Here is a 26746-nt window from a genome sequence, read left to right as displayed (position 1 = left end):
CCACTGTGTTCGGCTTTCGAGCCGCACCAGCCGCCGCCGCGACGTTCGCGTACGACATCCGGTGCTCCGGGCACGGACCGTGAACGGCCAGAGCCTCGGCGTGCGCCGCGGTCACATATCCCTTGTGCTGTGCGAAGTCGTAACTCGGATAGGTCTCGTGCAGGGACGTCATGATCCGGTCCCTGGTGACCTTCGCCAGAACCGAGGCGGCCGCGATGCACGCCGCCACCCGGTCGCCCTTCCAGACCGCCAGCCCGGGCAGCCCCAGACCGGCGACACCGAACCCGTCGGTGAGCATGTAGTCCGGGCGCACGGTCAGCTGCTCGAGCGCCCGGCGCATCGCGTCCACGTTGCTGCGGTGCAGCCCCCGGGCGTCCACCTCTGCCGCCGGCACGATCACCACCGAGTACGACTCGGCGCGCTCGAGCACCTCGTCGTAGACCCGATCGCGGGCCGCCGGGGTGAGCAGCTTGGAGTCGGCCAGGCCGGGCACCTCGCCGCGTGCACTGGCCGGCAGCACGGCGGCCGCGACCACGAGCGGGCCGGCGCACGCACCGCGCCCCGCCTCGTCGGCACCGGCGACACGGGCGAAACCGCGCCGGCGCAGCGTACGTTCGAGCGCGTAGAGACCAGCGTCGCGGCGGACCACCGCGCGCGGGGGGACGAGCACGTCACGCCTCCTTCACGAGGTCGTCGAGCAGATCGGCGAGGTTCGGAGGGTAGACCGTTTCGGTCGCCGCGCGCAGTTCGGCGCTGCTCCACCACCGTGCCTCGCCCATGAACTGCCGTTCCCACTCGGTCTGGGCCTGTCGGTCGATCTCGAACCCGCCGCGGCGCAGTACGAAGTACTGCTGCGTCTGACGCTGGGTCCCGGTCGCCGTCGGGTACTCGACGACTTCCTCGAAGACCGGCCCCTCGAAATCGGTGGGGGCCACGACCAGACCGGTTTCCTCGGCGAGCTCACGCACCGCACCGGAACGCACGTCCTCGTCCGACTCCAGGCCACCACCCGGACTGATCCACCAGGGCCCGTCTTCCGGCCGGTGTGCGCTGCTGCAGCGGAACAACAGCACCGTGCTGCCGTCGAGTACCAGAACCCGGGCGGCCCGCCGTGCACTCACTTCAGTCATCGGTAGCCGAGCGTATCCGCTGTCCGCGCTTCCGTGCGGCGAGGAGTCAGCACCAGACCGCGAAGCCCGTGTCGACGACGTCGCCCGCCAGCAGACGAGGCAGCGTCTGAGCTATTCCGTCAGGAAATGTCCGGGGAAGCTCGTTCAGGCCCGCGACCGGTATCCAGTCGGCACCGAGGAACGTCGCACCTTCGTCGGGCGTGTAGGCGAGGTCGGCGACCTTTTCCGGTGTCACCGGGGGACGAGCCAGGTGGATCGCCTGCCGCGACCACCGCCGCCGCCCGAGCCACAGATACGTGACCTCCGACCACCACACCGCAGTGGGAACCACGGCCGAGGTCTCGATCGCCACACCCGTCTCCTCACGCACCTCGCGCAGAGCGGCCGCAACCGTGTCCTCGCCCGGGTCGACACCGCCGCCCGGAACCTCCCACCACTCCCCGAGCTCCGGATACTCCGGATCCCGCGCCCGGATCAGCAGCAACCGGTCGATCGGGTCGAGGACCAGCAGCCGGCCGGAGAGCCGCCACGGACGCGGTGGCGCACCGGGCGGCTCCTCGTCACCTGCGGCGAGCGGCAACTCCCAGGAGGCGTCAGCCACCAGACGGCGCCGGGATCGCCTCATACCCCTTTGGCACCGAAAGCGTCCCCACATGACTGAACGGCCAGAAGATCACAAATGCTCGACCGACGACGGCATCGACGGGAATCGTGCCGGACTGGTAATCCGTGTGGAACCGTGAGTCCGCGGACGAGGACCGGTGGTCGCCCAGCACGAACAGCCGACCGGTCGGCACGGAGACGTCGAACGGCTGCGCGGACGGGACGTCGTCCTCGAAGAGGTAATCCTCCTGCAGCACCTTGCCGTTGATCGTGATCCGCCCGGAGGAATCGCAGCAGACGATCTTGTCGCCACCGACACCGACCACACGCTTGATGTAGTCGTCCTTGGCCGGGCCGGCGTCCCACTGCTTCGGCGGCACGAAGACGACTACTTCGCCCCGGCGTGGCTCCCGGAAGCGGTAAACCATTTTGTTGACCAGAACGCGGTCATTGATGAGGAGCGTGGTCTCCATCGAGCCGGACGGGATATAGAACGTCTGTACCAGAAACGTCCGAACCAGTACGGCGACGATGACCGCTACGAGGAGGAGGATCGGGAGCTCGACCCAGAAGGATCGCTGTTTCCGACGGGAGGTCTCGGGCATCACCAGCGCAGCCTACGGCGTCGGCGCGAATCTGGGCGCAACAGCCACCCGAGGGGCGTACGAGACCAGAGCAACCCGAAGGGCCCGAACAGGACGGGAAGCACCAGGAGCGCTGTCGCTCCGGCCGGGCGCGCCACGGTGTGGGGTTTCTCACCCAGTGCAGTCGGTACGTTGCTGAACGTGTCCGGCTCCTGCAACAAGCCCCATCTCGACGCCGGCCAAGCCGTCGCGTAGGCCTGACCGATCACCGCATCCACCGGGATCGTGCCGCGCCATTGGTCGCTCAGGTACACGCGGGAGTCGGCGGACCTCGATCGGTGGTCGCCCATCATGAACAGGCGGCCCGCGGGCACCGTGACCGGCCCGAACGGGCGCTCGTTGATCGGGTCGTCCTCGAAGATGTACGGCTCGACGAGCGGCATGCCGTTGACCTCGACGCGACCGTCCTTGTCGCAGCACTGCACGACGTCGCCGCCGGTGCCGATCACGCGTTTGACGAAGTCCTTCTCGTCGGGTGGGGCGGCGCCGATGAGTCCGCCGAGCATCCGGCCCGCGGTGGCGAGCGTGCCGGTGTTCTGCGGGACGCCGTTCTCCGGCACCCAGGAGTCGGTGCCGCGGAAGACGACGACCTCGCCGCGGCGGGGTTCGCGCGTGTCGTAGACGAACTTGTTGACCAGGACGCGGTCGCTGACCAGCAGGGTGTTCTCCATTGACCCGGAGGGGATGTAGAACGCCTGGACGACGAAGGTCTTGATCACGGTGGCGAGGACGAACGCGATGATGAGGAGGAGTGGGATCTCCTGCCAGAGCGGGAGGGTGCGGCGGCGGCCGCTACTGGTGCTGCGGGCGTAGGGGCGGGCGCCCGCTCGGTGCCGGCCGGCCGAGGCTGCCGCGCTCGAGGTCCGGCTGCTGCCGTACGTCTTCCGGTAGTACGCGGAGTCCTCTTCCGCCGCGTACCGCTGCTCCTCGACGTACCGCTGCGGCTCCGGCTCCGCGGCATACCGCTGTTCCTCCGGGTACCGCTGCGGCTCCGGAGACCGAGGATCCGCGTACGCCTGATCCGCGTATCGCTGATCGACGTGACCCGCGTCGCCGTACCGCGGATCGCCGTACCGAGATTCCTCGTACCGCGGCTCGCCGTACGCAGGACCGGCTGCCCGAGGATCCGCCGAACGCGGATCGACTGAACGCGGGTGCGCCGCCCGGGGATCGACCGAGCGCGGGTCCGCCGCGCGGGGATCGACTGAGCGCGGGTCCACCGCGCGGGGATCCACCGAGCGCGGGTCGGCCGAGCGCGGGTCCACCGACCGCGGATGTACGGACCGGGGGTCGGCCGAGCGGGGATCGTTGGAGCGCGAATCGGCGGGGCGGCGCGAGCCGGAGCGGGGATCGGCGGGGCGGGGACGTGGCTCTCCCTCGGTCGGAAGCAACCGCCCCCGAACAGGCCGACCATGCCGATCGACCGGTACCTGCTCCACGCCGCCCATTCGTGCCACACCGGAATCACGGCCCGAACCGTCGTAAAGTTCGCCGCTGTCGCGGACGGGATCGGCGGGCGGCCGCGCGGACGGCAAAGGACGGCCGGGCAGAATGAGCGAGCCCGAGCCGTCCAGTGGTGAAGCAGGCGGATACGCCGGATCAGCACGTGGCCGACGTCCGAGCCGACGGCGCGCCAACTCGTCGAGACCCGTCGGTTCGGACGCTCCAGGATCGGAGCGACCGAACCTCTCGGGTGCTGTCACGCGCTAAGCGTAAGTCTCAGCCGACTCAGCCGGCCGTGGTCTCGCGCTTCTCCTTGATCTTGGCGGCCTTGCCGCGCAGACCACGGAGGTAGTAGAGCTTGGCGCGACGCACGTCACCGCGGGTCACGACCTCGATCTTCTCGATCACCGGAGTGTGCACCGGGAACGTCCGCTCGACGCCGACACCGAAGCTCACCTTGCGGACCGTGAAGGTCTCGCGCGAGCCGGTGCCCTGCCGACGGATGACCGCACCCTGGAAGACCTGGATGCGGGACCGGTTGCCCTCGACGACCCGGACGTGCACCTTCAGGGTGTCGCCGGGCCGGAAGGCCGGGATGTCGGAACGCAGGCTAGCGGCGTCCAGTTCATCCAGGGTGTTCATCGCGGTCTTCACTTTCCTCGTCGTCGGACCGCCTGCACGCGCCCGCGAGGCGGGAACCGTAGACGGTGAAGAAACTCAGGCACGCTGAAACGGCTCAGCCGTCAGCGGCAACTCTCCTACTGTGCCACATCTTTCGAGCGAACCGGAAACCCGGCCTCGTCGAGCACCGCAAGGTCCGCTTTGTCCAGCAGAACCGACGACAGCAACTCCGGACGCCGGGCAGCCGTACGCCGCAGCGATTCGTCCCGCCGCCACCGCGCGATCGCCGCGTGGTGCCCGGAGAGCAGTACGTCGGGCACCGGACGGTCCCGCCAGACCTCCGGACGCGTGTACGCCGGCCCCTCGAGCAAACCGTCGGAGAACGAGTCCTGCTCGTGCGAGGCCACGTTCCCGAGGACGCCCGGCAACAGCCGACCGACGGCCTCCACGATCACGAGCACGGCCACCTCGCCGCCGGCCAGCACGTAGTCGCCGAGGCTGACCTCGTCGACCACCATCCGGTCCGCGGCGTACGACACCACCCGCGAGTCGATGCCCTCGTAGCGTCCGCACGCGAACATCAGCCACGGTTCGGCCGCCAGTTCGTGCGCGAGCGCCTGCGTGAACGGCCGCCCGGCCGGCGTCGGCACCACCAGGCGCGGCTGCGCCGCGCCCACCGGCGCCAGCGTGTCCAACGCCTGACCCCACGGCTCCGGACGCATCAGCATCCCCGGCCCGCCGCCGTACGGCGAGTCGTCCACCGTGCGGTGGACGTCGTACGTCCACTGCCGCAGGTCGTGCACACCGAGCTCGATGACGCCCCGGTCGACGGCCTTGCCGATCAGCGACTCCCGCAGCGGGGCCAGATAACCCGGGAAGATCGAAACCACGTCGATCTTCACAGGTCGAACAGCCCCTCCGGCGGATCGATGACGACCCGGCCACCCGGCACGTCGACGGTCGGCACGAACTCCCGGACGAACGGCACCAGCCGCTCGGCGCCCTGGTATTTGAAGACCAGGAGCTCGCCCGCGGCGGAGTGCACCACGTCGACCACCGATCCGAACGACGCCCCGTCAGTGCCGACCACGGCCAGCCCCACGAGCTCGTAGTCGTGGAACTCGTCGGGATCGTCGGACGGCGCCAGATCGTCGGAATCGACGACGAGCAGCAGACCGCGGAGCTTCTCCGCATCGTTCCGGTCCTGGACGTCCGCGAAGCGGACGACGAGCTTGCCGGAGTGCCAGCGGGCGTCGGCAACCGTGAGCGGACCGGCGTCGGCAGGGTCGGTGACCAGCACCGACCCCGCCGCGAACCGCTCATCGGGCTCGTCCGTGCGTACCTCGACCAGGACGTCCCCACGGATGCCGTGGGCACGCCCGATCCGCCCCACTACGAGCTGCATGGTGTCAGCGCGCGTCGGTTTCGACCACGTCGACCCGGACGCCGCGGCCACCGATACCGGTGACGACCTGGCGCAGGGCCTTCGCGGTGCGGCCACCCCGGCCGATCACCTTGCCGAGATCCTCCGGGTGGACCCGAACCTCGAGCACCTTGCCGCGGCGACCGTGCACCAGATCGACCCGGACGTCGTCCGGGTTGTCGACGATGCCGCGGACGAGGTGTTCCAGCGCTGCGGGCAAGACCACGTCAGGACTCCGACGCGGCCGTGGCGTCGTCGGCGTCGGCCTTCTTCGCGGCCTTCTTCTTCGGGGTGGTCGCGTCAGCGACCGGCGCACCGTCGGCGGAGGCGCGCGCGACCTCGTTGAAGAGCTCCTTCTTGTCGCGCTTGGGAGCCGCGACCTTCATGGGCGGCGGAGCCGGCTCGCCCTTGTGCTTCTGCCAGTCGCCGGTGACCCGCAGGATCGCGGCGACGGCCTCGGTGGGCTGGGCGCCGACGCCGAGCCAGTACTGCGCCCGCTCGCCGTCGACCTCGATGAAGCTCGGGTCTTCCTTGGGGTGGTACTTGCCGATCGTCTCGATGACACGGCCGTCACGCTTGGTGCGGGCGTCGGCGACGACGATGCGGTAGTGCGGCGCGCGAATCTTGCCGAGACGCAGCAACTTGATCTTGGTGGCCACTGGTGTGGATGCTCCTGGGTTTCGGTACGAAGTGGGCCGCCGACGCCACGTGGGGACGTATGGTGCGCCGACCCGGCGGACCGAACACCGTGGGTGGGATAGAGGGCCCACACGGTGGTCAGTTCAGCCGCCTATTCTGCCAGATCCGCCGGCGATGAGCCGAATCGGCTCAGGAGCATCTCGGCGGAGATCGAAACGACCGGGTTCTCCCACTCCGGGAGCAGCGTCGGAGCCACCCAGGACGGGTCCGGGCGGAAGTCGGTCAGCCAGCCGTCGAACGGCGGCCGGCCCGCGGTAGCGGCGTCGATCGCCTTCGCCGCCTCCAGCCGGGTGCGGTCGGCCACCCGCGTCGGGATGTCGCCGGCCTCGACCGCCGCTTCGAGCTCGTCCTCGTCCTTGAGCACGCACGACCGGTCCGGTGCGATGACGACGTCGAGCTCCAGATCGTCGGAGTCGAAACCGTGCCTCCACCGCACCGGCGGGGTCTCCACGTTCACGTACCAGTTGCGGAACCGGCCCGCGCCGTCGAAGAACCAGTACACGGTGTGCCAGGACGCGCCCGGTGGGATCCACTCCAGCGCGCTGGTACCGGTCCAGACGCCCGGCCCGGTGTGCCACTCCCGGGTGAACCGCTCCGCGAGCGGCACGTCCCGCACCGGCCGGTCGTCGGCGAACAACGAGATCCGCATCGGGGTGTCCTTGGGCAGCCAGAGCAACGTGCCGTCCGGCCCGTCGTCGACCACGACGCACGGCCGGACACCCTGCACGATTCCACCGCGGCAGTGCCGGACCAGTGCGGTTCGGCCACGTTCGAAGAACATCAGTAGGACCGGCCCACGATCGCGAGCACGCCCGGCTCGTCGTCGGACTCCGGCACCGACCCGTCGGGCCGGATCAGGCACCGGACCGTGATCGCGTCCTGAGCCAGCCGGTTCTCGCCCCCGTCGATCAGGGCCGACCACGGGATCCGCGCCCAGCCGGTGGCAGCCGCCGCAGCGGCGTCCTCGACCGTGCTCACATCCGTCGTGCGAGACTCCCGGCGGGCGAGCGCCTCGTCGTACAGCGCCTGCTGGTCTTCCACCAGCGCGGTGGAGACCGCCGTGGCGACGCTGCCGAGCGCCGTCGGGGTCTTCGACCCCGGGATCCGTCGAACGACCGTCACGTTGCCCTCAGCCAGGTCGCGCGGCCCGATCTCAATCCGCACGGGAACGCCCTTGAGCTCGGCGTCGACCGCGCGGCGCCCGAACGGCGTGTCGGTGCGGTCGTCCAGGACCACACGCACGCCCGCTCCGCGCAACTCCGCGACGAGCTTCGCGGCCGACTCCCCGACTCCCTCGCCGTCCTTCACGACCATGACGACGACCTGAGTGGGCGCCAGGCGGGGCGGCAGCCGCAGCCCGTTGTCGTCGCCGTGGCCCATGATCAGGCCACCGACCATGCGGGTGGACGTGCCCCAGGACGTCTGCCAGACGTACTCGCGCTGGCCCTCGGCGGAGAGGTACTGCACGTCGAACGCCTTGGCGAAGTTCTGGCCGAGCTCGTGGCTGGTGCCCATCTGCAGGGCCTTGCCGTCGCGCATCATGCCTTCGAGCGTGAGCGTGTTGATCGCGCCCGCGAAGCGTTCCTTGGCGGTCTTGCGGCCGACGACGACCGGCATCGCCATCACGTTGACCATGAAGTCCTCGTAGGCCTCGTGCAGGATCTGCCGGGCGTAGGAGCGGGCGTCCTCCTGCGTGGCGTGGCAGGTGTGGCCCTCCTGCCAGAGGAACTCGGTGGTGCGCAGGAACACCCGCGGGCGCATCTCCCAGCGCACGACGTTCGCCCAGGCGTTCACGAGCAGCGGCAGGTCGCGGTACGACTGCACCCACTTGGAGAACGACGCGTTGATGATCGTCTCGGACGTGGGGCGCACCACGACCGGCTCCTCGAGCTGCTTGCCGCCCGCGTGCGTGACGACGGCGAGCTCGGGGCTGAAGCCCTCGACGTGCTCGGCCTCCTTGCGGAGGTAGGACTCCGGGATGAACAGCGGGAAGTACGCGTTCTGCGCACCGGCGACCTTGATCCGGTCGTCCATCTCGCGCTGCATCCGCTCCCACAGCGCGTACCCGGTCGGTCGGATCACCATCGTGCCGCGGACCGGCCCGTTGTCGGCCAGTTCGGCCTTCGCGATCACGTCCTGGTACCAACGGGGAAAGTCCTCAGCCTGAGGGGTGAGCACGGGAGCCTTAGCCATGGGCACACATCCTAGGGCGTGTCGCCCACGGACCGTGACCGAGTAACCGGCGCACCGGCCGCGCGATCAGGCGATGACTCGGCCTCGGAGCACGATGCGGGACGGGGCTCGGAGCACGCGGAGGTCGGCGCGGGGATCTTCGGGGTAGACGGTGAGGTCGGCGAGGGCGCCTTCCTCGATGGTGGGGAGGCCGAGCCACTGGCGGGCGCCCCAGGAGCCGGCGGCGAGGACGTCGATGGGCGCCATTCCGGCGTCGGCGAGCAGGAGCATCTCCCCCGCGGCGAGCCCGTGGTCCACGCCCCCACCGGCGTCGGTCCCCACGTAGATCGGCACGCCCGCCTCGTACGCGGCGCGCACGACGTCGGGGAAGCCGGCCTGCAGGCGCCGCATGTGGTCGGCGTAGCCGGGGAACTTCGGCTGGGCCTGGTCGGCGATCGTGCCGAACGTCAGGATGTTCGTCATCGTGGGCACCAGCGCGATGCGGTTCCGCGCCATCGTGTCGACCAGGTCGAGCGAGAGGCCGGTGCCGTGCTCGATCGAGTCGACCCCGGCCGCGATCAGTCCCGGCAGGGCGTCCTCGCTGAAGGTGTGCACCGCGACGCGGGCGCCCGCGTCGTGGGCAGCCGCGACTGCTGCGGCGAGCGTGGCATCGTCGTAGGTGGGGCCGAGGTCGCCCGCGCCGCGGTCGATCCAGTCGCCGACGAGCTTGATCCAGCCGTTGCCCGCCTTGGCCTGGACGGCGGCGGCCGCTGCCAGTTCGGACGGCTCACACTCGATCGCGAGGCCCGGCATGTAGCGGCGGTGCGGCGCGAGGTGACGTCCGGCGCGGATGAGGCGCGGCATGTCGGGGTCGTCGTCGAGTTCGCGGTAGTCCAGGGGTGAGCCCGCGTCGCGGATCGTGAGCACGCCGGCGTCGCGGTCGATCAGCGCGAGTCGCTTGGCTTCGGCGACCTCGGTGACCGCACCCCCCGGTGCGATGCCCGGGTGGCAGTGCGCGTCGACGAGCCCCGGTAGCAGGAAGCCACCGTCCGCCACGGTCTTCGCGTCCGCGACCGGCTCGAACGTCAACCGGTCCCCGACGATCCAGACGTCCCGCTCGACGTCGTCCGGCAGTACCACGCCCCGCAGATGAAGTGCCACGAGGGCGATTCTGCCCGCCGCCTCCGGCGGGCGGGCGGAAAGGGGGCCGCCCCCGGGGGGCTCCGCCCCCGCGCCCCCGCGGCGCGGCGCTTAGCGTCGTGGAATTGACGAGGGACCCACGGCCTCGGCGCCGACCGCGCGGACCCGTGCGCGGAGAGCGCGGTCGGCGGTGACCACCACCACCGGGGGTTCCGCCCCGGCGGTGACGGACACGATCGTGTCGTCGCCGGAGCCCGGGGCGGACACGACCTCGACTCCGGGGACGCCGGTCACCCCGCGGGCCGCGCCCTCCACGACGAGCACGACGCGCACCGGCCCGGGCACGACGCCGGGCAGCCCGGAGCCGGCCACCGGCGCGAGTGCGTCGCGGAGGCGCTCGGCGGCTCCGCGACGATCCTTCCACCACCCGTCCGGCACCGAGCCGACGACGTTCGCGCCGTCGACGACCAGCGTGGCCAAGGCCTACTTCTTCGGCAGCTTCGAGAAGTCGATCTTCGGCATCTCGAACCCACCCGGCAGCCCGTCGGGCTGCTGCTGCGGCTCGGCCGCCGGCGGCGCCGCCCCGGGGAATCCCGGCGGCAACGCGGGCATCCCCCCGGGGAGCTGCTGACGCGGCCGACCACCGCCACCGCCCCCGCCCTTGCGCCCCTTCTTGCCCTTGCCCTTCTTGGAAGAGCCCCGACGCGCGCCCCCGCCGCCGAACCCGAACTGGCTCGACATCTGGCGCATCATCTTGCGCGCCTCGAAGAACCGCTCCACCAGCTGGTTCACGTCGGTCACCGTGGTGCCGGACCCGTTCGCGATCCGCAGCCGCCGCGACCCGTTGATCAGCTTCGGGTCCTGGCGCTCGAGCGGCGTCATCGACCGGATCACCGCGGTGATGCGGTCGAAGTGCTTGTCGTCGAGCTGGTCGAGCTGGCCCTTCATCTGGTTCATGCCGGGCAGCATCCCGAGCACGTTCTGGATCGGACCCATCTTCTTGACCGCGAGCATCTGCTCGAGGAAGTCGTCGAGCGTGAAGTCACCCTCGCCGAGCATCTTGTCGGTCATGCGCTGCTGCTGCTCGGCGTCGAAGACCGTCTCGGCCTGCTCGATGAGCGTCAGCACGTCGCCCATGCCGAGGATGCGCGAGGCCATCCGGTCGGGGTGGAAGACGTCGAAGTCCTCGAGCTTCTCACCGGACGACGCGAACATGATCGGCTCGCCGGTGATGTGCCGCACCGAGAGCGCGGCACCACCGCGGGCGTCACCGTCCAGCTTGGTCAGCACGACGCCGTCGAACCCGACGCCGTCCTTGAACGCCTGGGCGGTGTTGACCGCGTCCTGACCGACCATCGCGTCGACGACGAACAGGATCTCGTCGGGGTTGACCGCGTCGCGGATCGCGACGGCCTGCGCCATCATGTCGGCGTCGATACCGAGGCGACCCGCGGTGTCGACCACGACGATGTCGTGCTGCTGCCGCTTGGCGAACTCGATCGAGTCCCGGGCGACCTTCACCGGGTCACCGACGCCGCTGCCGGGCTCCGGCGCGTACACCTCGACCTCGGCACGCTGCCCGACCACCTGCAGCTGCTGCACCGCGTTCGGGCGCTGGAGGTCGGCGGCGACCAGCAGCGGCGTGTGCCCCTGTTTGCGCAGCCAGAGCGTCAGCTTTCCGGCGAGCGTCGTCTTACCGGCACCCTGCAGACCCGCGAGCAGGATGACCGTCGGCGGGTTCTTGGCGTACCGCAGCCGACGGGTCTCCCCGCCGAGGATGCCGATGAGCTCCTCGTTGACGATCTTGATGATCTGCTGCGCCGGGTTGAGCGCCTGGTGCACCTCGGACCCGCGGGCCCGGTTCTTGACCGACTGGATGAACGCCTTCACGACCGGAAGCGCGACGTCCGCCTCGAGCAGCGCCACCCGGATTTCCCGCATGGACTTGTCGAGGTCGGCATCGGTGAGCCGCCCCTTCGACCGGAGCGAAGTGAAGACGGCGGAGAGCCGGTCGGAAAGCGTGTCGAACATCGGTCCTCACGAGGGTCAACTAGCGGCGGCCAGTGAAGGCACAGTCCCCTTGAGCGTAGCCGCACGACTACCACGACCGACGCCGACCGACAGGGTCGCGGCGAGAAGGCACAGCGCTCCGGCCGCGTACCAGGCGGGTGTGTAGGTGCCGAACGTGTCGCGGATCCAGCCCGCTCCGGTCGCCATCAGGGCGGCTCCGAGCTGGTGGGACGCGAACACCCAGCCGAAGACGACGGGCGCGCGGTCACCGAACGCCTGCCGGCAGAGCGCGACGGTCGGCGGCACGGTGGCCACCCAGTCCAACCCGTAGAACACGATGAACAGCAGCATCGTCGGCCCCACGCCGTGCCCGAGCGACGGCAGCAACGCGGGCAGCAGCAGCAACGACGCACCGCGCAGCCCGTAGTAGGCCAGCAGGAGCAGCCGCGGGTCGTAGCGGTCGGTCAGCCAGCCCGACGCGATCGTCCCGACGATGTCGAAGATCCCGATCACCGCCAGCAGGCTCGCCGCCGCCGTCGTGGGCAGGCCGTGGTCGTGCGCCGCCGGTACGAGGTGGGTTCCCACCAACCCGTTGGACGACGCTCCGCAGATCGCGAACCCACCCACCAGAAGCCAGAACGTACCGCTGCGGACGCCGAGCGCGAGGCCACTGAACGCGGACCGCGCAGCTCCACCGGACGGCCGCGCGGGGCTCGGTTCGTCGCTGCCGTACCGGGTCAGCCCGACGTCCTCCGGCTGGTCACGCAGGAAGAAGATGACGAGCGGCACCACCGCGAGGGCACACGCTGCGACGGCCAGCGACGCGGCGCGCCAGCCCTGGGAGTCGGCCAGCGCGGCCACCGGCGGCAGGAAGATCAGCTGGCCGGTGGCGCTGCCGGCGGTGAGGACGCCGACCACCAGGCCGCGGCGGGCGACGAACCAGCGGTCGGCCACCGACGCGGCGAACACCAGCGCCATCGAGCCGGTGCCGAGCCCGACCAGGACACCCCAGCAGAGCACGAGCTGCCAGCGCGACGTCATCCCGACGGTGGCGGCCGCACCGATCGCCACCAGCAGCAGCGCGGCCGTGGTGACCCAGCGCAAGCCGATCTTCTGGATCAGCGCGGCCGCGAACGGGGCCGTGAGGCCGAAGAGCACCAGGTTCACGGTGACGGCGAGCGAGATGTCGGCCGTCGACCAGCCGAACTCCTCCTGCAACGGCAGGATCAGGACGCTCGGCGCGGCGCGGAACGCGGCGGCGCCGACCAGCGCGATGAACGCGACGCCGGCGACGAGCCAGGCGCGATGGAGCCGCCGCTTGGACGGCACAGCAGTGTTGACCACGGCAACCAGCTTCGCTGACGCCTCCGGCGCGAACCAGTGGCCCGAAGGACACCATGTGCAAGAATTCGGCCATGGCCTTCAGTGACTCCGGGCGCCACCGGATCGCCGTGCTCGCGCTCGACGACGCGGTGCCGTTCGACGTCGGTATTCCGGGTCAGGTGTTCGGCGCCGCCGAGCGCGACGGCGAGAAGCTCTACAGCGTCCACGTGTGCTCACCCGGAACGGCACCGGTGGAGACGACGGCCGGGTACGCGATCCAGCCCAGATACGGGCTCGAGGAGCTCGAGACGGCGGACACCGTGCTCATCCCCGGCATCCGCGGTGCGACCGCCGGGTCGCGCCAGTTCCCCGCCGAGGTACTGGATGCACTCCGGGCAGCCGCCTCGCGCGGCGCGCGGGTGGCGTCGATCTGTACCGGAGCTTTTGTTCTGGCCGCGACCGGCCTGCTGGACGGCAGGCGGGCCACCACCCACTGGTTGTGGGCGGAACCGTTCCGGGCGCGGTACCCGCAGGTGACGCTCGACCCGGACGTGTTGTTCATCGACGAAGGGATCATCGCGAGTTCCGCGGGGGTGGCCGCCGGGATCGACCTGTGCCTGCACCTGGTCCGGCGGGACCAGGGCAGCGAGGTCGCGAACCGGGCTGCCCGGAGGTGCGTGGCGCCGCCGTGGCGCGACGGTGGGCAGGCGCAGTTCGTCGAGCGGCCGATGCCCGCGGTCTCCGACGCCTCGACCGGGCCGACCCGGGCGTGGGCGCTGGAGCACCTGGACGAGCCGCTCGACCTGGCGAAGATGGCCGCACACGCCGGGATGAGCGTGCGGACGTTCACCCGGCGGTTCCGCCAGGAGACCGGGCAGGCACCGGGCACGTGGCTCACCGCGCACCGGATCGAGCGGGCCCGGCACCTGCTCGAGGAGACCGACCTGTCGGTCGATCGGATCGCCCACCGGGCCGGGTTCGGGACGACCGCGTCGCTGCGTTCGCATTTCGCGACGTCGGTCGGCACCTCCCCCGGCGCGTACCGCCGGACGTTCCGCGCTAGCTGACCGCCGCCGTCAGCACCGCTTTGCCGATCTCGTCGCGTGCCAGGTCGCTCCCGATCAGGTAGAACGCGTCCACCACGGCGGAGCCGAACGTGCTGACCCGCGCGCCGCGCACGATCGCGCCGGACTCCTCCAGCGCTGCCGTGACGTCGTGGAGCAGCCCGCGTCGATCCTCAGCGCGCAGTTCGAGCACCGTTGCCTCGGTCGACGCGTCCGGGAGCCAGCTGACCTGCGGCGGTGCCGCGTCACGACCCTCGCGGGCCTCGGCCTCGCGCTTGGCCAGCGCGCCCGAGACGTCGTAGTTCCCGGCCACGGCCCGACGCAGGTCGGCGGCGAGCAGGGCGGGATCCGGCAGCCGCCCGAACCGCGGCGCTGCGCGCACGACGACGACGGGGTGGCCGTCGAACGTGCCCGCGTCGGCCGCGTAGACGTCGAGGCGGTGCAGGGCGCAGATGCCGGCGGTGCGGCTGAGCAGGTGTCGGACGTCGACACCGCCGACTACTGCGACCTCGTCGCCGTGGACGGTCACGGTGCATTCGTCCGGGCCGGGGCGGGGCTCAGCCGCTGCGAACACTTCCGCCGGGCGCGGACGCGCCACCGGCGCCGCCCCCTGCCCGATGAGTACGTGTACGCGCTTTACCAGGTCACTGACCAGCCCGGCTTTCCAGCTGCTCCACGCGGCCGGGCCGGTCGCCGAGGCGTCCGACTCGGTGAGTGCGTGCAGCACGTCGAGCAGCACGCCGTCGTGCCCGACCGCGTCGGCCACGACCTCGAGCGTCGCCGGGTCGTCCAGGTCCCGCCGGGTCGCGGTGTCGGGCAGCAGCAGGTGGTAGCGCACCAGCCGCACCAGCCGGTCGGTGTCCTCCGTCGACAGCCCGAGCCGCACCGCGATGCCGCCGGCGATTTCGGCGCCGACCTCGGAGTGGTCCCCCGGGAGGCCCTTGCCGATGTCGTGCAGCAGGGCGCCGATCAGCAGCAGGTCCGGGCGGGCGACCCGCCGGGCCAGCGGCGCTGCCGCGACCGCCGCGGCCACCAGGTGCCGGTCGACGGTGTAGCGGTGCAACGCGTTGCGCTGCGGCAGCGAGCGGACCCGGCCCCACTCGGGCAGCCACTTCTCGACCATGCCGTGCCGGTCGCACGCCTCCCAGACGTTGATCGCCGGCTCACCGGCGCCGAGGAGTGCGACCAGCGCCTGCAGCGCGGTTTCCGGCCACACGTCGGGCAGCGGTGGAGCCGCCACCGCGAGCCGTTCCAGCGCCGAGCGCGCCGGCGGGATGTTCGCGATCGCCGATGCCGCGGCGAACCGCAGCGGCAGCACGACGTCCAGCGCCGGATCGACGCCCCGGGCCAGCACGACCTCGCCGTTCTGCTCGACGACGCCGTCCGCGAGCGGACGCCGGTTGACCGTGTTGCGACGCCGGATCGGCCACCGCCGCCGCTTGCTCAGTAGCCCGTCGACCTGCCGCCAGGCCGTGTCACTGGCGTAGGCGACAGTGCGCGCCGCGTCAGCGACGGCGTGCAGCAGGGCGTCGGCATCGGTGTAGTTCAACGCGGCGGAGACGGCGTCCTGTTCGGCCAACAACAGCCGGTCGAGCGCCCGGTCGGCCGAGCGGTGCAGCGCATCGCGGGTGTCCAGCAGCAGCCGGTAGGCGTCGCGGACGCTTCCCCTGGGGGCGTCCACGAGCTGGGCGTAGGCCAGCGCGCGGAGCGTGACCGCGTCCCGGATGCCGCCGCGGGCTTCCTTCAGGTCGGGTTCGAGGAGGAACGCCAGCTCACCGGCCGTGCGCCAGCGCGCCTCGGTGAGGTCGCGCAGCTCCCCCAGCCAACCGGCCGGGCTGGCCCGCCACGCGGCGCGGACGGCGGCGGCGAGCTCGTCGGCCAGTGCACGGTCCCCCGCCACGTACCTGGCATCGAGCAGACCCAGCGCCGCCTTGACGTCGCTGCGAGCCACCGAAACCGCCTCGTCGACGGTGCGGACCGCGTGGTCGAGACCGACCGGTGAGTCCCAGATCGGGTACCAGACCGACTCGGCGATCTCGGAGATCCGCGGGTGTCCGGTGTGGAGAAGGACGAGATCGACGTCGCTGTGGGCGACGACCTCGCGGCGGCCCAGGCTGCCGACGGCGACCAGGGCTACCCCCGCGACCGGCGGCAACAAGCCCGCCAGCCAGCGGTCGAGCGTGTCGGAGAGCTGGGCGCGAGAGGGCGGACCGGCCGCCCCCCACGGAGCCTGCCGGCCGGCCGGGTCGTCGTGCGACCCGGCCGGTCCGTTCAGGTTGCCTCCGAGGTGCCGGTCAGAGGGCATCGAGTCCGCGCTCGCCGGTACGGACCCGGATCACCTCGTCGATCGAGGTGACCCACACCTTGCCGTCACCGATCTTCCCGGTGCGGGCGGCCGCGACCAGTGCGTCCACGACCTTGGCGGCGTCGATGTCGTCGACCAGGACCTCGATGCGCACCTTCGGCACGAAGTCGACCTGGTACTCGGCGCCACGGTAGACCTCTGTGTGGCCCTTCTGCCGTCCGTATCCCTGGACCTCGGAGACCGTGAGGCCGGCGATGCCCAGCGCGGAGAGGGCGCCCTTGACGTCCTCCAGCTTGAAAGGCTTGATGACTGCGGTGACCAGCTTGGCCATCGGGCTCTACTCCTTACCGGCCGGAGCCGCTTCGCGGACGCTCTGGTCGTTGATACCAGCCGGAGCCGGACCCCCGACCGCGCCCGAGCGGATGCTGCTGCCCGACACGAAGTCGTACGCCGACTCGGCGTGGACCGCGGTGTCGATGCCCGTGATCTCCGCCTCCTCGTCCACCCGGAAGCCCATCGTCTTGTTGATGATGAAGCCGATGATGTACGTGAGGATGAAGGAGTAGGCCAGCACCGCGAAGGAGGCGACGAACTGCTTACCGAGCAGTCCGAGGCCGCCGCCGTAGAAGAGGCCGTTGGTGTCAGCCACGACGGTGTCGGTGGCGAGCAGACCGATCAGCAGCGAGCCGGCCAGACCGCCGACCAGGTGCACACCGACGACGTCGAGCGAGTCGTCGAAGCCCAGGCGGTACTTGAGACCGACGGCGAGGGCACAGACCGCACCGGCCAGCAGGCCGACGATCAGCGCACCGAGCGGGTTGATCGAGCCACAGGCGGGGGTGATGGCGACCAGACCGGCGACCGCACCCGACGCCCCACCCAGCGTGGTGGCGTGCTTGTCGCGGACCTTCTCCACGACCAGCCAGGACAGCACCGCGGCAGCGGTGGCGACCTGCGTGTTGATGAACGCGATACCCGCGGTGTTGTTGGCGGCGACGGCCGAACCGGCGTTGAAGCCGAACCAGCCGAACCACAGCATGCCGGCGCCGAGCAGGACCAGCGGCAGGTTGTGGGGCTTGAAGCTCTCGCGCGGCCAGCCCTTGCGCTTGCCGAGCACCAGCGCGAGCGCCAGGCCGGCCGCACCGGCGTTGATGTGGACCGCGGTTCCACCGGCGAAGTCGAGCGCGCCGAGCTGGTTGGCGATCCAGCCACCCTTGGTGGTGTCGGTGTCGAACGCGAACACCCAGTGGGCGACCGGGAAGTAGACCAGCGTGGCCCAGACCCCGGCGAAGACCATCCACGCGCCGAACTTCGCGCGGTCCGCGATCGCACCGGAGACCAGCGCGACGGTGATCACCGCGAACATCAGCTGGAAGGAGGCGAAGACAGTCTCGGGCAGGGTGCCGGAGACCCCGGTGAGCGTGCCCTTCAGGCCGATCTTGCCCAGGCCGCCGACGAGGCCGCCGAAAGCGTCGTCATCGAAGGCGAGCGAGTAGCCGTAGAGCATCCACAGGACGGAAACGAGCCCGAGCGCGCCGAAGCTCATCATCATCATGTTGAGCACGCTCTTGGCCCGGGTCATGCCGCCGTAGAAAAGCGCGAGACCCGGAGTCATGAGCAAGACGAGGGCGCTGCTGGCGAGAATCCAAGCGGTATCGCCGGAGTTGATTTCCATGCCCCTCCTTCCGAGGAACAAAGATGTGGGGGTCACCGCAGGGCACCAGGGCCGGGTAACCCTTCGCCGTGCGTCGGGGCCAGCGTGCTGCGACGACGTTTCGACGGCCGTTCGAAGGAGTTTCTGGCTCGTGACGCTCTGTTTCTTCGCAGTTAACTCTTCCCTCCGCGGATTTCACCTCGCGGCACGCTGACCTGCAGAAATCCGTACCATCCCGGGCATGACGCCCACTGTTCCCCCCTAGAGGACGCCTCGATGAGCCAGCCGGCGTTAGCCCGCTCACACCCGCCGATCGTCCTCGTCGGGTCCGACGCGCTGGCCGCTCGGCTGGTCGAGGAACTCGCGAAACTGGAGGACGTCGACACCGGGAGCATCAGTCGGCGGACCGCGGCGCGGGTCCAGCGTCGGCCGGCGGCCGGGGACCCTCCGTCCGGTGGAGCGTCCGGCTGGGTGACGGTCGTCGTTCCGGATCTGAACGGCCCGTTCGTGTCGCACCTCCGACGGTCCGGCGCCACGATCCGGACCGGGTCCGGCCGGGACAAGACGGTGCTCGAGGCCGCCGGGGTCGGGACGGCGTCCGCGCTGGTACTGCTCACCGACGACGACGTCGCGAACCTCCACGCCGCGCTGGCCGCCCGTGAGCTGCAGCCCGGCATCCGGCTGGTGATCCGAATGTTCGATGAGAAACTCGCGGCCCGGGTCGAGGAACTGTTCGGCCGCGACTGCACGGTGCTGTCCTCGTCGCTGATCGCCGCGCCGTCGTTCGTGGACGCCGCGCTCGGCGACGGTCAGCAGCTGATCGAGATCGGCGGCAAGACGCTCAACGCCGGGCCGCCGTCGACGATCGCCGGCCATCCGATCGTCGTCCTCGCCCGGACCGACGCGGGTACCCCGGACGGCGCGGTGCTGCTCCCCGCCCGCGGAGCCCCGGACGCGGAGCTGGTGCTCGGCGAACCGGCGGTGCCGGTTCCCACGCCGACTCGTCGTCGACGGCGGATGCGCTGGCCCGGTGGGGTCACCCGCTGGGCCAGCGCGCGCCTTCGCTGGACGCTCGCCGGCCTGTCGGTGCTGGTCGGGGTCGGTTCGGTCGTGCTCCGGGAAGACCTGGGGTTGAGCTGGCTCGACTCGCTGTACGGCATGGTCTCGACGCTGACGACCGGCGCACCCGACGGCATCGAGCGAGCCGGCGCCGCGGTGACGCTGTTCGTCGCCGGGTCGATGCTGGCCGGTGTCGTGCTGATCGCGCTGATCACCGCGTTCGCGGTCGACGACCTGCTGGGCAGCCGACTCTCCGGGGCGCTCGGCCCGTCGGTGGGCCGCACGTCGGACCACGTCGTCGTGTGCGGGCTGGGCACTGTCGGCCTCCGCATGGTGGAGCAGCTGCGGGCGGCCGACATCCCCGTCGTGGGCATCGACACGGATCCGGACGCCGCGGTGGCGGCCGTCGCCCGCCGGCTGGGCGTCCCCGTGCTGCGGGGCGACGCCAGCGACGAGCACACCCTGCGCGCGGCGCGGGCGGACCGGGCCCGGAGCGTCGTCGCCGCCACCGACGACGACGTGGCGAACGTCGAGGTGGGGCTCGCGGTCTGGGCGATGGACCAGAACCTGCGGATCGTCCTCCGGCTGTTCGACCAGGACCTGTCCGATCGCATCACCGGAGCGTTGCCGCAGGCCGTCTCGCTGTCGGTCTCGGCGGCGGCCGCGCCGGTGTTCCTCGCCGCGATCCTCGGCCGTGAGGTCAAGGCCGCGATCGGGCACGGCCGTAACGTGCTGCTGGTCGCCGAGGCGCCGGTCGGCGCCGGCAGCCCGGCGGAAGGCAAGCCGCTGGGCGAGCTGGAGCAGGCCGGCCGGGTGCGGGTGTTCGGGCACGTCCGGGACGGCGAACGCTGGCGGACGCTCAAATGGAACCCGGATCCGGAGGCGGCCGTGGTGGCCGGCGACACGCTCCTACTCGTGGCCACGCGCTCGGGGCTGGCCGACGTCCTGTTACGTACCGGGGCCACCAGCGACGTCCCGGAAGACCGGCCGGGCGTGTCCGTGGTGCGCGGCGCACCGGCCCGGCGCCGCTTCACCCCCGTGTCCGCGCGCCTCGCCGGACGGTGGCAGTCGGGGCGGGGATTCTTCGGCATCGATTGACGCTGGTGTCGTTCCGGCGACACGGACGAGCGGATTGTCGGTGGGGCCTGCGATTCTCGGACCCAGGATGGACGAGGAGGTGCCCGATGCGCGTTATCGCTGCCCCTGGTGACACTTGGGGCATTCCTGGCCAGACGTTCCTGATCGGGTACGTCGTGCTCGCCGGTGTGGTGATCTGGTTGACGATCCTGCTGCGTCGCGGGGTCGCCCGTGGCCCGGCCACGGAGAACCTGCTGCCGCAGTCCGACCCGTTCGCGCTGGCGTTACTCGCCGGGGGTCCGCTGCTGGTCGTGCAGTCCGCGATCGCCGGGCTGCGCTCGCGGCACCTGGTCACCGCGGCGTCCGGTGGTGGCGTCAAGGCCAACGGTGCCACTGCGAAGGGTCTGCACCCGGTGGAGAACGCGGTGTACCGCACCATCACCGACCGCCAGCGGCACGTGTACCAGATCGCGGCCGACCGCCGGGTGAAGGCGGCACTCGCCGATGTGCGCAAGGGCCTGCAGCGCGACGGGCTGGTGCTGGACGACGTTCAGCGCACGCTCTATCGCCTGCTGGGGCTGCTGCCGCTGGCCGTGATCGCGGTGGGAGCGGCGCGGTGGTGGACCGGTGTCGAGAACAACCGGCCGGTCGGTTACCTCACGGTGCTGTTGATCGCGCTGGTCGTCATTCAGATCGCGTTCGCCGTGCGGGGTGCGCCGACCCAGACCGGGGCGGGCAAGCGTGCGCTCCACCAGGAGATCGCGCGCAACGATCACCTCAAGCCCGAGTACAGCCCGTCATGGGGGGCGTACGGCGCGGGTGGCGCGGCGATGGGTGTCGCGCTGTTCGGGGTGGCGTCGCTCTACGCCGCCGACCCGGCGTTCGCCGCCGAGGCGGAGCTGCGACGCCAGGCAGCCGCGTCGTCCGGGGGCGGTGACAGCGGCTCCTCCACGTCGTCGTCGTGCAGCAGCTCGTCGTCCTGCAGCTCCGGCTCCAGCTGCAGCAGCGGCTCGAGCTGCGGCGGCGGTGGCGGGTGCGGCGGATGAGCGTGCTGCCTGAGTTGGGGGTCGGGATCGGGTGGCGGCCGGAGATTGCGGGGGTGGTTGCCGAGCTGCCCGATCTGCGGTTCTGCGAGGTCGTCGCGGAGGGCGTCCACACGCACGTGCCGCTGTCCGGTCCGCTGGCGACGCTTCGCGAGCGTGGGGTGACGCTGGTGCCGCACGGGGTGCGGCTCTCGCTCGGCGGTGCCGAGCCGGTTACGCCGGAGCGGGTGCGGCACCTCGCGGAGTGTGCGGCGTTGCTCGAAGCGCCGCTGGTCAGCGAGCACATCGCATTCGTGCGTGCCGGGGACGTGGAGGCCGGGCACCTGCTGCCGGTGCCGCGCACCCGGGCTGCGGTGGACGCGCTGACGGCGAACTACGCGCGCACTGTCGACGGACTCGGCGGGGTGCCGCTCGCGCTGGAACCGATCGCCGCGCTGTTCGACTGGCCGGACGACGAGTACGACGAAGCGGATTTCCTCAACGCGGTGCTCGACCGCACCGGCGCGATGCTGCTGCTCGACGTCGCGAACGTGTACGCGAACGCACGGAACCGCGGGGAGGATCCGATCGCGCTGCTCGACCGATTGCCGCTCGACCGGGTTGCGTACGTGCACGTCGCGGGCGGGCGTGAGCACGAGGGCCTCTACCACGACACCCACACGGACGCCGTGCCCCAGCCGGTGCTCGACCTGGTGACCGTCCTCGCCGAACGGGCCACACCGGCCGGCTGGCTCCTGGAACGAGACGGCGACTATCCCCCCTCCGCGGTCCTGCACACCGAACTAGCCGCCATCACCACCGCCGTGACGGCAGCCACCCGCGCGACGGCCCCCCGATGACCCCCCGTCCCGCGCCCCCCGCGCAGGGCGCGCAGGCGCAGGAGGGCGCCGCCGAGGTGGCGGCGGGGGTGGCGGAACTGGCTGCGGCGCAGGCGGAACTGGTGGCGGCGCTCGTCGCGGGTGGGGCGTTGCCGCCGGGCTTCGACGTAGGGCGGGTGGATGCCACGCGGCGGGCGTTGCTGCGCAAGCGGGCCGGGGAGGTGGCGAGGGCGTGGCCGCTGCTGGCCGGCTCGCTGGGCACGGCGTTCACGCCACGGTTCGTGCAGTGGGCCACCGGCCGTGCACCGGCCGGCTCCCACGCCGACGGCCTGGCCTTCGCCCAACACCTCCGCGACACCGGCGAGCTCCCTCCGCTAGGAGCCGAGGAACTAGCCGCCCACGAGAAGCCGACTCAAAGCGTCCGCCGCCGCCCTTGGCCCTTCAAGCGCAGCTAGGCGCGCGCACTGCGTGTCGAGGCGCCGCCAGGCGCGAGTGCCTGAACCTGGAGCCCGCCGCCCACCTACCGAAGAGCGTGCTCCAGGAGGTGCCGCTCGTGGTCGATCAAACGGAGGTCGCGCACCGGGCGCTTGAGATGACCTTTCTGCACGATACGCACGAACGCCGGTTCCCCCGCCTCGGCCATGCGCCGAATTCCCTCGATGTGATCGACGATCCGCGTACGAATCGTGCGCACCAACCGGGCCCGGTCGCGCGGCGTCAATCCGTAGGCGTCGGCGAACAGGCGGAGGCGCCGCGGCCGATCAGGGTGCCGCCAGCCGAGCGTGCGCGAGTCCCGGTCGGAGAAGAGCGGCACCCACGTCCACGCCGAGTACGCCACGTCGTAGATGCGCGCCCCGGGCGACGACAGGTCGAAGTCGATCATCGCCAGCGTGCCGTCGGGCCGCCAGACGACGTTGTGCGGCGCCGCGTCGTGGTGGCAGATCACCTCGGTGTCGGGCGGCGGAGGCCCGAACGAGCGCCACCGCGTGCCGGGCGGCGGCACGAAACCGGCCTGGGCGTCGTGGAACAGCCGCAGCATGGTGGCCACGGTGACCAGCGCCTCGTCGGTGGTCCAGTGCGGCTTGAGTGGATACTCCCCGGTCTCGCCGTCGAGGTACGAGAGAACCTCGCGCCCCTTCTCGTCGATGCCGAACGCGCGGGGTGCGCCGGTGAACCCCACGGCCTCGAGGTGACGCAGCAGCGCGTGCACGGCAGGCGTCCACGGGCCGGCCGTCCGGCGGACGGTGTCTCCGACCCGGACGACCGTGCTGACGCTTCCGCCCTCGAGCGGGATCTCCTGTTGGGTCACGCTGCCTCGCCGAGGAGCGCATCGACGAACGCCGCCGGCTCGAACGGAGCCAGGTCGTCCGGGCCCTCTCCGAGGCCGATCAGCTTCACCGGGATGCCGAGCTCACGCTGGACGGCGATCACGATGCCGCCCTTGGCGGTGCCGTCGAGCTTGGTGAGCACCACCCCGGTGACGTCGACGACCTGGGTGAACACCCGGGCCTGCAACAGGCCGTTCTGACCGGTCGTGGCGTCGAGGACGAGCAGGGTCTCGTCGACCGGCCCGTTCTTCTCGATCACCCGCTTGACCTTGCCGAGCTCATCCATGAGACCCACCTTGTTCTGCAACCGGCCAGCGGTGTCCACCAGCACGGTATCGACCTTCGACGCTATTCCCTGCCGAACCGCGTCGAACGCCACCGAAGCGGGGTCGGCTCCTTCCGGGCCCCGCACGGTTTCGGCGCCGACCCGCTCGCCCCAGGTCTGCAGTTGGTCTGCCGCTGCGGCACGGAACGTGTCGGCTGCGCCGAGCAGTACGGTGCGTCCGTCGGCGACCAGAACCCGTGCGACCTTTCCGCAGGTCGTCGTCTTCCCGACGCCGTTGACGCCGACCATCAGGACGACGGCGGGGCGGTCGTCGTGCGGCAGCGTGCGCAGCGACCGGTCGACATCGGCGCCGATCGCGGCGACGAGTTCCTCGGCGAGAAGCTTCCGCAGATCGTCGGGAGTGCGCGTGCCCAGGACCCGGGTGCGTTCGCGCAGCCGCTCGACGATCTCGGTGGTGGCGGTCACCCCGACGTCGGCGGTGATCAGCGCGTCCTCGATCTCTTCCCAGTCGTCGTCGTCGAGATGATCGCGGGAGAGCAGCGTCAGCAGACCGCGACCGAGCGCGTTCTGCGAGCGGGAGAGACGGGACCGCAGGCGCACCAGCCGCCCGGCCGTGGGTTCCGGCACGTCGAGGGCGGGCGCCGTCGGCTCGACGACCACCGGAGCCTCTTCGACCGGTGGTGGTGGAGCCAGCGTGTCGGTGCCGCCCCGCGCCTCGTCGGTGACCTCGTCGGCGACCTGGCCCGGGGTCACCGGCGGCAGATCGATCCGGCCACGGCGGCGGGGAACGACCAGTCCCACACCCGCGCCGATGAGCACGACGAGCAGGATCGCTCCGAGGATCAGGTACTCCATGACACGAATCCTGTCAGACCCGTGCTTCCCGCGGCGTCGTGGCTCCACAGGGAATACGCACGGACACGTTCGGAATGATGGACTAGCGGGGAATGACAGAGCCTGCACGCTGCACCGACGACAGGATTGGCAGAGATGGCTGAGCTCGTACTGGGCCCACTCCTCCGGCACGTCACCGAAACCAGCGTGACCCTGTGGGTGGAAACCGACGTCCCCTGCGAGGTGGACGTGCTGGGCCGTACCGCCAGGACGTTCAGCGTCCACGGGCACCACTACGCGCTCGTCGTGATCGACGACCTGGAGCCGGGCTCCCAGCACGCGTACGAGGTGAGACTCGACGACGCGGTGGTGTGGCCGGAGAAGGAGTCGGTGTACCCGCCGTCCGTGCTGCGGACGCTGGACCCCGACCGGCCGCAACGGCTGATCTTCGGTTCGTGCCGGCACGCCACGCCCAGTGCGCTCGAACAGCTCGGGTACGAGCCGGACGCGCTGGACACGTACGCGCAGCGGATGGCCACCGAGGAACCCAACCGGTGGCCCGACGCCGTCCTGCTGCTCGGCGACCAGGTGTACGCCGACAACACGTCACCCAAGACGCAGGAATTCATCCGCGACCGGCGGCCGATCGACGTGCCGCCGTTCCTCGAAGTGGCGGACTTCGAGGAGTACACGGTGCTGTACCACGAGTCGTGGACCGATCCCGACATCCGCTGGCTGCTGGCCAACGTGCCGAGCGCGATGATTTTCGACGACCACGACGTGCGTGACGACTGGAACACCTCGTACGAGTGGCGGCGCGACATCGAGCGGACGTCGTGGTGGCGTTCGCGCATCATCGGTGGGCTCACCAGTTACTGGGTGTACCAGCATTTAGGGAATCTCTCCCCCGACGATCTGGCGACCGACTCGATGTGGCTGGCCGTTCGCGCGGCCGGTGACGCCGGGGTTGACGCCGGACCGTTGCTGGAGCGGCTGGCCGCGACCTCGGACGCCGAGGTGGACGGCGACCAGGACGCCGCCGGTATGCGGTGGAGCTACAAGATCGACTACGGACGCACCCGCGTGCTGGTCGTGGACACGCGGTGCGGGCGCGTGCTCACCGAGACCGAGCGCACGATGATCAGCGACGCCGAGTTCGACTGGCTCGCCGAACAGCTCGACGGGGACTACGACCACCTGCTCATCGCGTCGTCGTTGCCGTGGTTGTTGCCGTGGGCGATCCACCACGTGGAGAACTGGAACGAAGCGTTGTGTGCGGGGTCGCGGGGGCCGCGGCTGGCGAAGTTCGGTGAGTTGGTGCGTCGGGCGGCCGATCTGGAGCACTGGGCTGCGTTCGCCGACTCGTTCGAGCGGCTCGGGAAGATGCTCGCGGCGGTGTCGCGGGGTGAGCGGGGGCCGAAGCCGGCGAGCATCAGTGTGTTGTCGGGGGACGTGCACCACGCGTACGTCGCGAAGGCGTCGTTCGATCCGCCCGGGTCGGTGCCGGTGTATCAGCTCGTCGTGTCGCCGGTGCACCAGACGGTGCCGGGGGCGATCAAGATCGGGTTCACCGTGGGGTGGAGTCGGACCGCGGCCGCTATTGCGCGGCCGCTCGCGCGGTGGGCGAAGGTGCCCAAGTCGCCGGTGCGGTGGGAGCGGCTCGCTGGGCCGTTCTACGGCAACGAGCTGGGCACGCTCGTGATCGACGGGCGGGTCGCCCGGTTCAGCCTCGAGCGGGCGCTCCGGACGCCGGGCAGCGCGCCCCGGCTGGCCACCGTGAACCAGACCCCCCTCTCCTGGCGCGACAACACCACCGCCGACCCGGTGGCCCCCTTCCCAGCCCGAGCCCAAATCTCCTAGCCGCGCCCCCTACTGCCTGTGGGGCGTTCGCGGGCGAACGGTTTGGCCGTCGGGCAGCGGAACGACCCCGCCCGACGGCGGGGTCATTCTTGGTGCACGCCGGGCGCACCACCCGGGACCAGCCGGAAGGAGCAGGACGATGAGCTACGGGACCGAAACCTACGAGGAGTCCGGCTCGGCCGGCACCGACTACTACTGCTACGAGGACGG

At 71.0% G+C, this 26746-nt stretch carries 27 protein-coding genes; 6 read left to right on the top strand and 21 right to left on the bottom strand.

Annotated elements, in window-relative coordinates; genetic code table 11:
- From ACGFY5_RS17460 to ACGFY5_RS17385, 16 genes are all read right to left on the bottom strand, one after another.
- The coding region (locus ACGFY5_RS17460; RefSeq protein ID WP_392720953.1) for a ribonuclease HII at positions 1-670 on the bottom strand (670 nt) is incomplete at its 3' end.
- A 1-nt stretch (position 671) separates the two neighbouring features.
- Positions 672-1130: an NUDIX hydrolase gene (locus ACGFY5_RS17455; protein WP_392720952.1), complete on the bottom strand. Its 459-nt coding sequence runs from the start codon at positions 1128-1130 to the stop codon at positions 672-674.
- A 46-nt stretch (positions 1131-1176) separates the two neighbouring features.
- Complete coding sequence (locus tag ACGFY5_RS17450; protein WP_392720950.1) at positions 1177-1731, bottom strand: NUDIX domain-containing protein; 555 nt, start codon at positions 1729-1731, stop codon at positions 1177-1179.
- Positions 1724-2341 (bottom strand): signal peptidase I, encoded by a 618-nt coding sequence (gene lepB, locus ACGFY5_RS17445; RefSeq protein ID WP_392720949.1) that lies wholly within the window; start codon positions 2339-2341, stop codon positions 1724-1726. Before lepB (ACGFY5_RS17445) ends, ACGFY5_RS17450 begins: the two co-directional genes overlap by 8 nt.
- Complete coding sequence (lepB, locus tag ACGFY5_RS17440) at positions 2338-3597, bottom strand: signal peptidase I (RefSeq protein WP_392720947.1); 1260 nt, start codon at positions 3595-3597, stop codon at positions 2338-2340. The genes lepB (ACGFY5_RS17445) and lepB (ACGFY5_RS17440) overlap by 4 nt, the downstream gene beginning before the upstream one ends.
- A 508-nt stretch (positions 3598-4105) precedes the next feature.
- Positions 4106-4462, bottom strand: a complete 357-nt coding sequence (rplS, locus tag ACGFY5_RS17435) for a 50S ribosomal protein L19 (RefSeq protein ID WP_035868675.1) — start codon at positions 4460-4462, stop codon at positions 4106-4108.
- A gap of 116 nt (positions 4463-4578) precedes the next feature.
- Positions 4579-5343 carry a tRNA (guanosine(37)-N1)-methyltransferase TrmD gene (trmD, locus tag ACGFY5_RS17430; protein WP_392720946.1) on the bottom strand — a complete coding sequence of 255 codons (765 nt, stop codon included), beginning with the start codon at positions 5341-5343 and terminating at the stop codon, positions 4579-4581.
- On the bottom strand, positions 5340-5846 hold the full coding sequence (gene rimM, locus ACGFY5_RS17425; RefSeq protein ID WP_392720945.1) for a ribosome maturation factor RimM: 507 nt from the start codon (positions 5844-5846) through the stop codon (positions 5340-5342). Before rimM ends, trmD begins: the two co-directional genes overlap by 4 nt.
- Positions 5847-5850: 4 nt before the next feature.
- Entirely contained in the window at positions 5851-6090 is a 240-nt protein-coding gene (locus tag ACGFY5_RS17420; RefSeq protein WP_392720943.1) for an RNA-binding protein, read from the bottom strand.
- A 1-nt stretch (position 6091) separates the two neighbouring features.
- Entirely contained in the window at positions 6092-6523 is a 432-nt protein-coding gene (rpsP, locus tag ACGFY5_RS17415; RefSeq protein WP_392720941.1) for a 30S ribosomal protein S16, read from the bottom strand.
- Positions 6524-6654: 131 nt separating this feature from the next.
- Positions 6655-7344, bottom strand: coding sequence for a DUF402 domain-containing protein (locus tag ACGFY5_RS17410; RefSeq protein ID WP_392720939.1), 690 nt, complete (start codon positions 7342-7344; stop codon positions 6655-6657).
- Entirely contained in the window at positions 7344-8756 is a 1413-nt protein-coding gene (gene proS / locus ACGFY5_RS17405; protein WP_392720937.1) for a proline--tRNA ligase, read from the bottom strand. Before proS ends, ACGFY5_RS17410 begins: the two co-directional genes overlap by 1 nt.
- A gap of 66 nt (positions 8757-8822) precedes the next feature.
- Entirely contained in the window at positions 8823-9896 is a 1074-nt protein-coding gene (locus tag ACGFY5_RS17400; protein WP_392720935.1) for an amidohydrolase family protein, read from the bottom strand.
- A gap of 90 nt (positions 9897-9986) precedes the next feature.
- Entirely contained in the window at positions 9987-10355 is a 369-nt protein-coding gene (locus ACGFY5_RS17395; RefSeq protein WP_392720933.1) for an NTP pyrophosphohydrolase, read from the bottom strand.
- A 3-nt stretch (positions 10356-10358) separates the two neighbouring features.
- Positions 10359-11906: a signal recognition particle protein gene (gene ffh / locus ACGFY5_RS17390; protein WP_392720931.1), complete on the bottom strand. Its 1548-nt coding sequence runs from the start codon at positions 11904-11906 to the stop codon at positions 10359-10361.
- Positions 11907-11921: 15 nt separating this feature from the next.
- Complete coding sequence (locus tag ACGFY5_RS17385) at positions 11922-13238, bottom strand: MFS transporter (protein ID WP_392722499.1); 1317 nt, start codon at positions 13236-13238, stop codon at positions 11922-11924.
- Between the two features lie 62 nt (positions 13239-13300).
- On the opposite strand from ACGFY5_RS17385, the gene ACGFY5_RS17380 reads away from it, so the two are divergent.
- The gene (locus tag ACGFY5_RS17380) at positions 13301-14275 is read left to right on the top strand and encodes a GlxA family transcriptional regulator (RefSeq protein WP_392720930.1); all 975 of its coding nucleotides are present in this window, start codon (positions 13301-13303) and stop codon (positions 14273-14275) included.
- On the opposite strand, the gene ACGFY5_RS17375 is transcribed toward ACGFY5_RS17380, so the two are convergent.
- The 3 genes from ACGFY5_RS17375 to ACGFY5_RS17365 are packed head-to-tail and all read right to left on the bottom strand — an operon-like array spanning position 14268 to position 18252.
- Positions 14268-16577: a [protein-PII] uridylyltransferase gene (locus tag ACGFY5_RS17375; protein WP_392720928.1), complete on the bottom strand. Its 2310-nt coding sequence runs from the start codon at positions 16575-16577 to the stop codon at positions 14268-14270. The two genes, ACGFY5_RS17380 and ACGFY5_RS17375, sit on opposite strands and share 8 nt — an antisense overlap.
- Positions 16567-16908: a P-II family nitrogen regulator gene (locus tag ACGFY5_RS17370; protein ID WP_392720927.1), complete on the bottom strand. Its 342-nt coding sequence runs from the start codon at positions 16906-16908 to the stop codon at positions 16567-16569. Before ACGFY5_RS17370 ends, ACGFY5_RS17375 begins: the two co-directional genes overlap by 11 nt.
- Before the next feature lie 6 nt (positions 16909-16914).
- Positions 16915-18252, bottom strand: coding sequence for an ammonium transporter (locus tag ACGFY5_RS17365; RefSeq protein WP_392720925.1), 1338 nt, complete (start codon positions 18250-18252; stop codon positions 16915-16917).
- A 255-nt stretch (positions 18253-18507) separates the two neighbouring features.
- Between ACGFY5_RS17365 and ACGFY5_RS17360 the strand changes: the two genes are divergently transcribed.
- The 4 genes from ACGFY5_RS17360 (at position 18508) to ACGFY5_RS17345 (ending at position 22683) form a co-directional block, all read left to right on the top strand.
- A complete protein-coding gene (locus tag ACGFY5_RS17360) occupies positions 18508-20388 on the top strand; it encodes an NAD-binding protein (protein ID WP_392720924.1) in 1881 nt (626 codons plus the stop codon).
- 86 nt (positions 20389-20474) lie between these two features.
- Positions 20475-21413 carry a TIGR04222 domain-containing membrane protein gene (locus ACGFY5_RS17355; RefSeq protein ID WP_392720923.1) on the top strand — a complete coding sequence of 313 codons (939 nt, stop codon included), beginning with the start codon at positions 20475-20477 and terminating at the stop codon, positions 21411-21413.
- Between the two features lie 2 nt (positions 21414-21415).
- Positions 21416-22249, top strand: coding sequence for a DUF692 domain-containing protein (locus tag ACGFY5_RS17350; RefSeq protein ID WP_392722498.1), 834 nt, complete (start codon positions 21416-21418; stop codon positions 22247-22249).
- Complete coding sequence (locus ACGFY5_RS17345; protein WP_392720921.1) at positions 22246-22683, top strand: hypothetical protein; 438 nt, start codon at positions 22246-22248, stop codon at positions 22681-22683. Before ACGFY5_RS17350 ends, ACGFY5_RS17345 begins: the two co-directional genes overlap by 4 nt.
- A 65-nt stretch (positions 22684-22748) precedes the next feature.
- On the opposite strand, the gene ACGFY5_RS17340 is transcribed toward ACGFY5_RS17345, so the two are convergent.
- Both ACGFY5_RS17340 and ftsY read right to left on the bottom strand, forming a co-directional pair.
- Positions 22749-23537, bottom strand: a complete 789-nt coding sequence (locus tag ACGFY5_RS17340; protein WP_035857132.1) for an aminoglycoside phosphotransferase family protein — start codon at positions 23535-23537, stop codon at positions 22749-22751.
- Complete coding sequence (gene ftsY / locus ACGFY5_RS17335; RefSeq protein ID WP_392720919.1) at positions 23534-24697, bottom strand: signal recognition particle-docking protein FtsY; 1164 nt, start codon at positions 24695-24697, stop codon at positions 23534-23536. Before ftsY ends, ACGFY5_RS17340 begins: the two co-directional genes overlap by 4 nt.
- A gap of 135 nt (positions 24698-24832) precedes the next feature.
- On the opposite strand from ftsY, the gene ACGFY5_RS17330 reads away from it, so the two are divergent.
- On the top strand, positions 24833-26536 hold the full coding sequence (locus ACGFY5_RS17330) for an alkaline phosphatase D family protein (protein WP_392720917.1): 1704 nt from the start codon (positions 24833-24835) through the stop codon (positions 26534-26536).
- The last annotated feature ends 210 nt before the right edge of the window (positions 26537-26746 follow it).

Source organism: Cryptosporangium sp. NPDC048952 (assembly GCF_043197895.1).
GTDB lineage: Bacteria > Actinomycetota > Actinomycetes > Mycobacteriales > Cryptosporangiaceae > Cryptosporangium.
The sequence above is the reverse complement of the archived record's forward strand: the minus strand, read 5'-3'. Positions and strand labels throughout refer to the sequence as shown.

Bases quoted from the DNA above. Each gene is read 5' to 3' on its own strand.
- ACGFY5_RS17370 (WP_392720927.1), bottom strand. From the start codon at position 16,908: ATGGCCAAGCTGGTCACCGCAGTCATCAAGCCTTTCAAGCTGGAGGAC.
- ACGFY5_RS17410 (WP_392720939.1), bottom strand. From the start codon at position 7,344: ATGTTCTTCGAACGTGGCCGAACCGCACTGGTCCGGCACTGCCGCGGT.
- ACGFY5_RS17360 (WP_392720924.1), top strand. From the start codon at position 18,508: ATGAGCCAGCCGGCGTTAGCCCGCTCACACCCGCCGATCGTCCTCGTC.
- ftsY (WP_392720919.1), bottom strand. From the start codon at position 24,697: ATGGAGTACCTGATCCTCGGAGCGATCCTGCTCGTCGTGCTCATCGGC.
- ACGFY5_RS17330 (WP_392720917.1), top strand. From the start codon at position 24,833: ATGGCTGAGCTCGTACTGGGCCCACTCCTCCGGCACGTCACCGAAACC.
- proS (WP_392720937.1), bottom strand. From the start codon at position 8,756: ATGGCTAAGGCTCCCGTGCTCACCCCTCAGGCTGAGGACTTTCCCCGT.
- rimM (WP_392720945.1), bottom strand. From the start codon at position 5,846: ATGCAGCTCGTAGTGGGGCGGATCGGGCGTGCCCACGGCATCCGTGGG.
- rplS (WP_035868675.1), bottom strand. From the start codon at position 4,462: ATGAACACCCTGGATGAACTGGACGCCGCTAGCCTGCGTTCCGACATC.
- ACGFY5_RS17455 (WP_392720952.1), bottom strand. From the start codon at position 1,130: ATGACTGAAGTGAGTGCACGGCGGGCCGCCCGGGTTCTGGTACTCGAC.
- ffh (WP_392720931.1), bottom strand. From the start codon at position 11,906: ATGTTCGACACGCTTTCCGACCGGCTCTCCGCCGTCTTCACTTCGCTC.
- ACGFY5_RS17380 (WP_392720930.1), top strand. From the start codon at position 13,301: ATGGCCTTCAGTGACTCCGGGCGCCACCGGATCGCCGTGCTCGCGCTC.
- ACGFY5_RS17375 (WP_392720928.1), bottom strand. From the start codon at position 16,577: ATGCCCTCTGACCGGCACCTCGGAGGCAACCTGAACGGACCGGCCGGG.
- ACGFY5_RS17365 (WP_392720925.1), bottom strand. From the start codon at position 18,252: ATGGAAATCAACTCCGGCGATACCGCTTGGATTCTCGCCAGCAGCGCC.
- ACGFY5_RS17355 (WP_392720923.1), top strand. From the start codon at position 20,475: ATGCGCGTTATCGCTGCCCCTGGTGACACTTGGGGCATTCCTGGCCAG.
- ACGFY5_RS17345 (WP_392720921.1), top strand. From the start codon at position 22,246: ATGACCCCCCGTCCCGCGCCCCCCGCGCAGGGCGCGCAGGCGCAGGAG.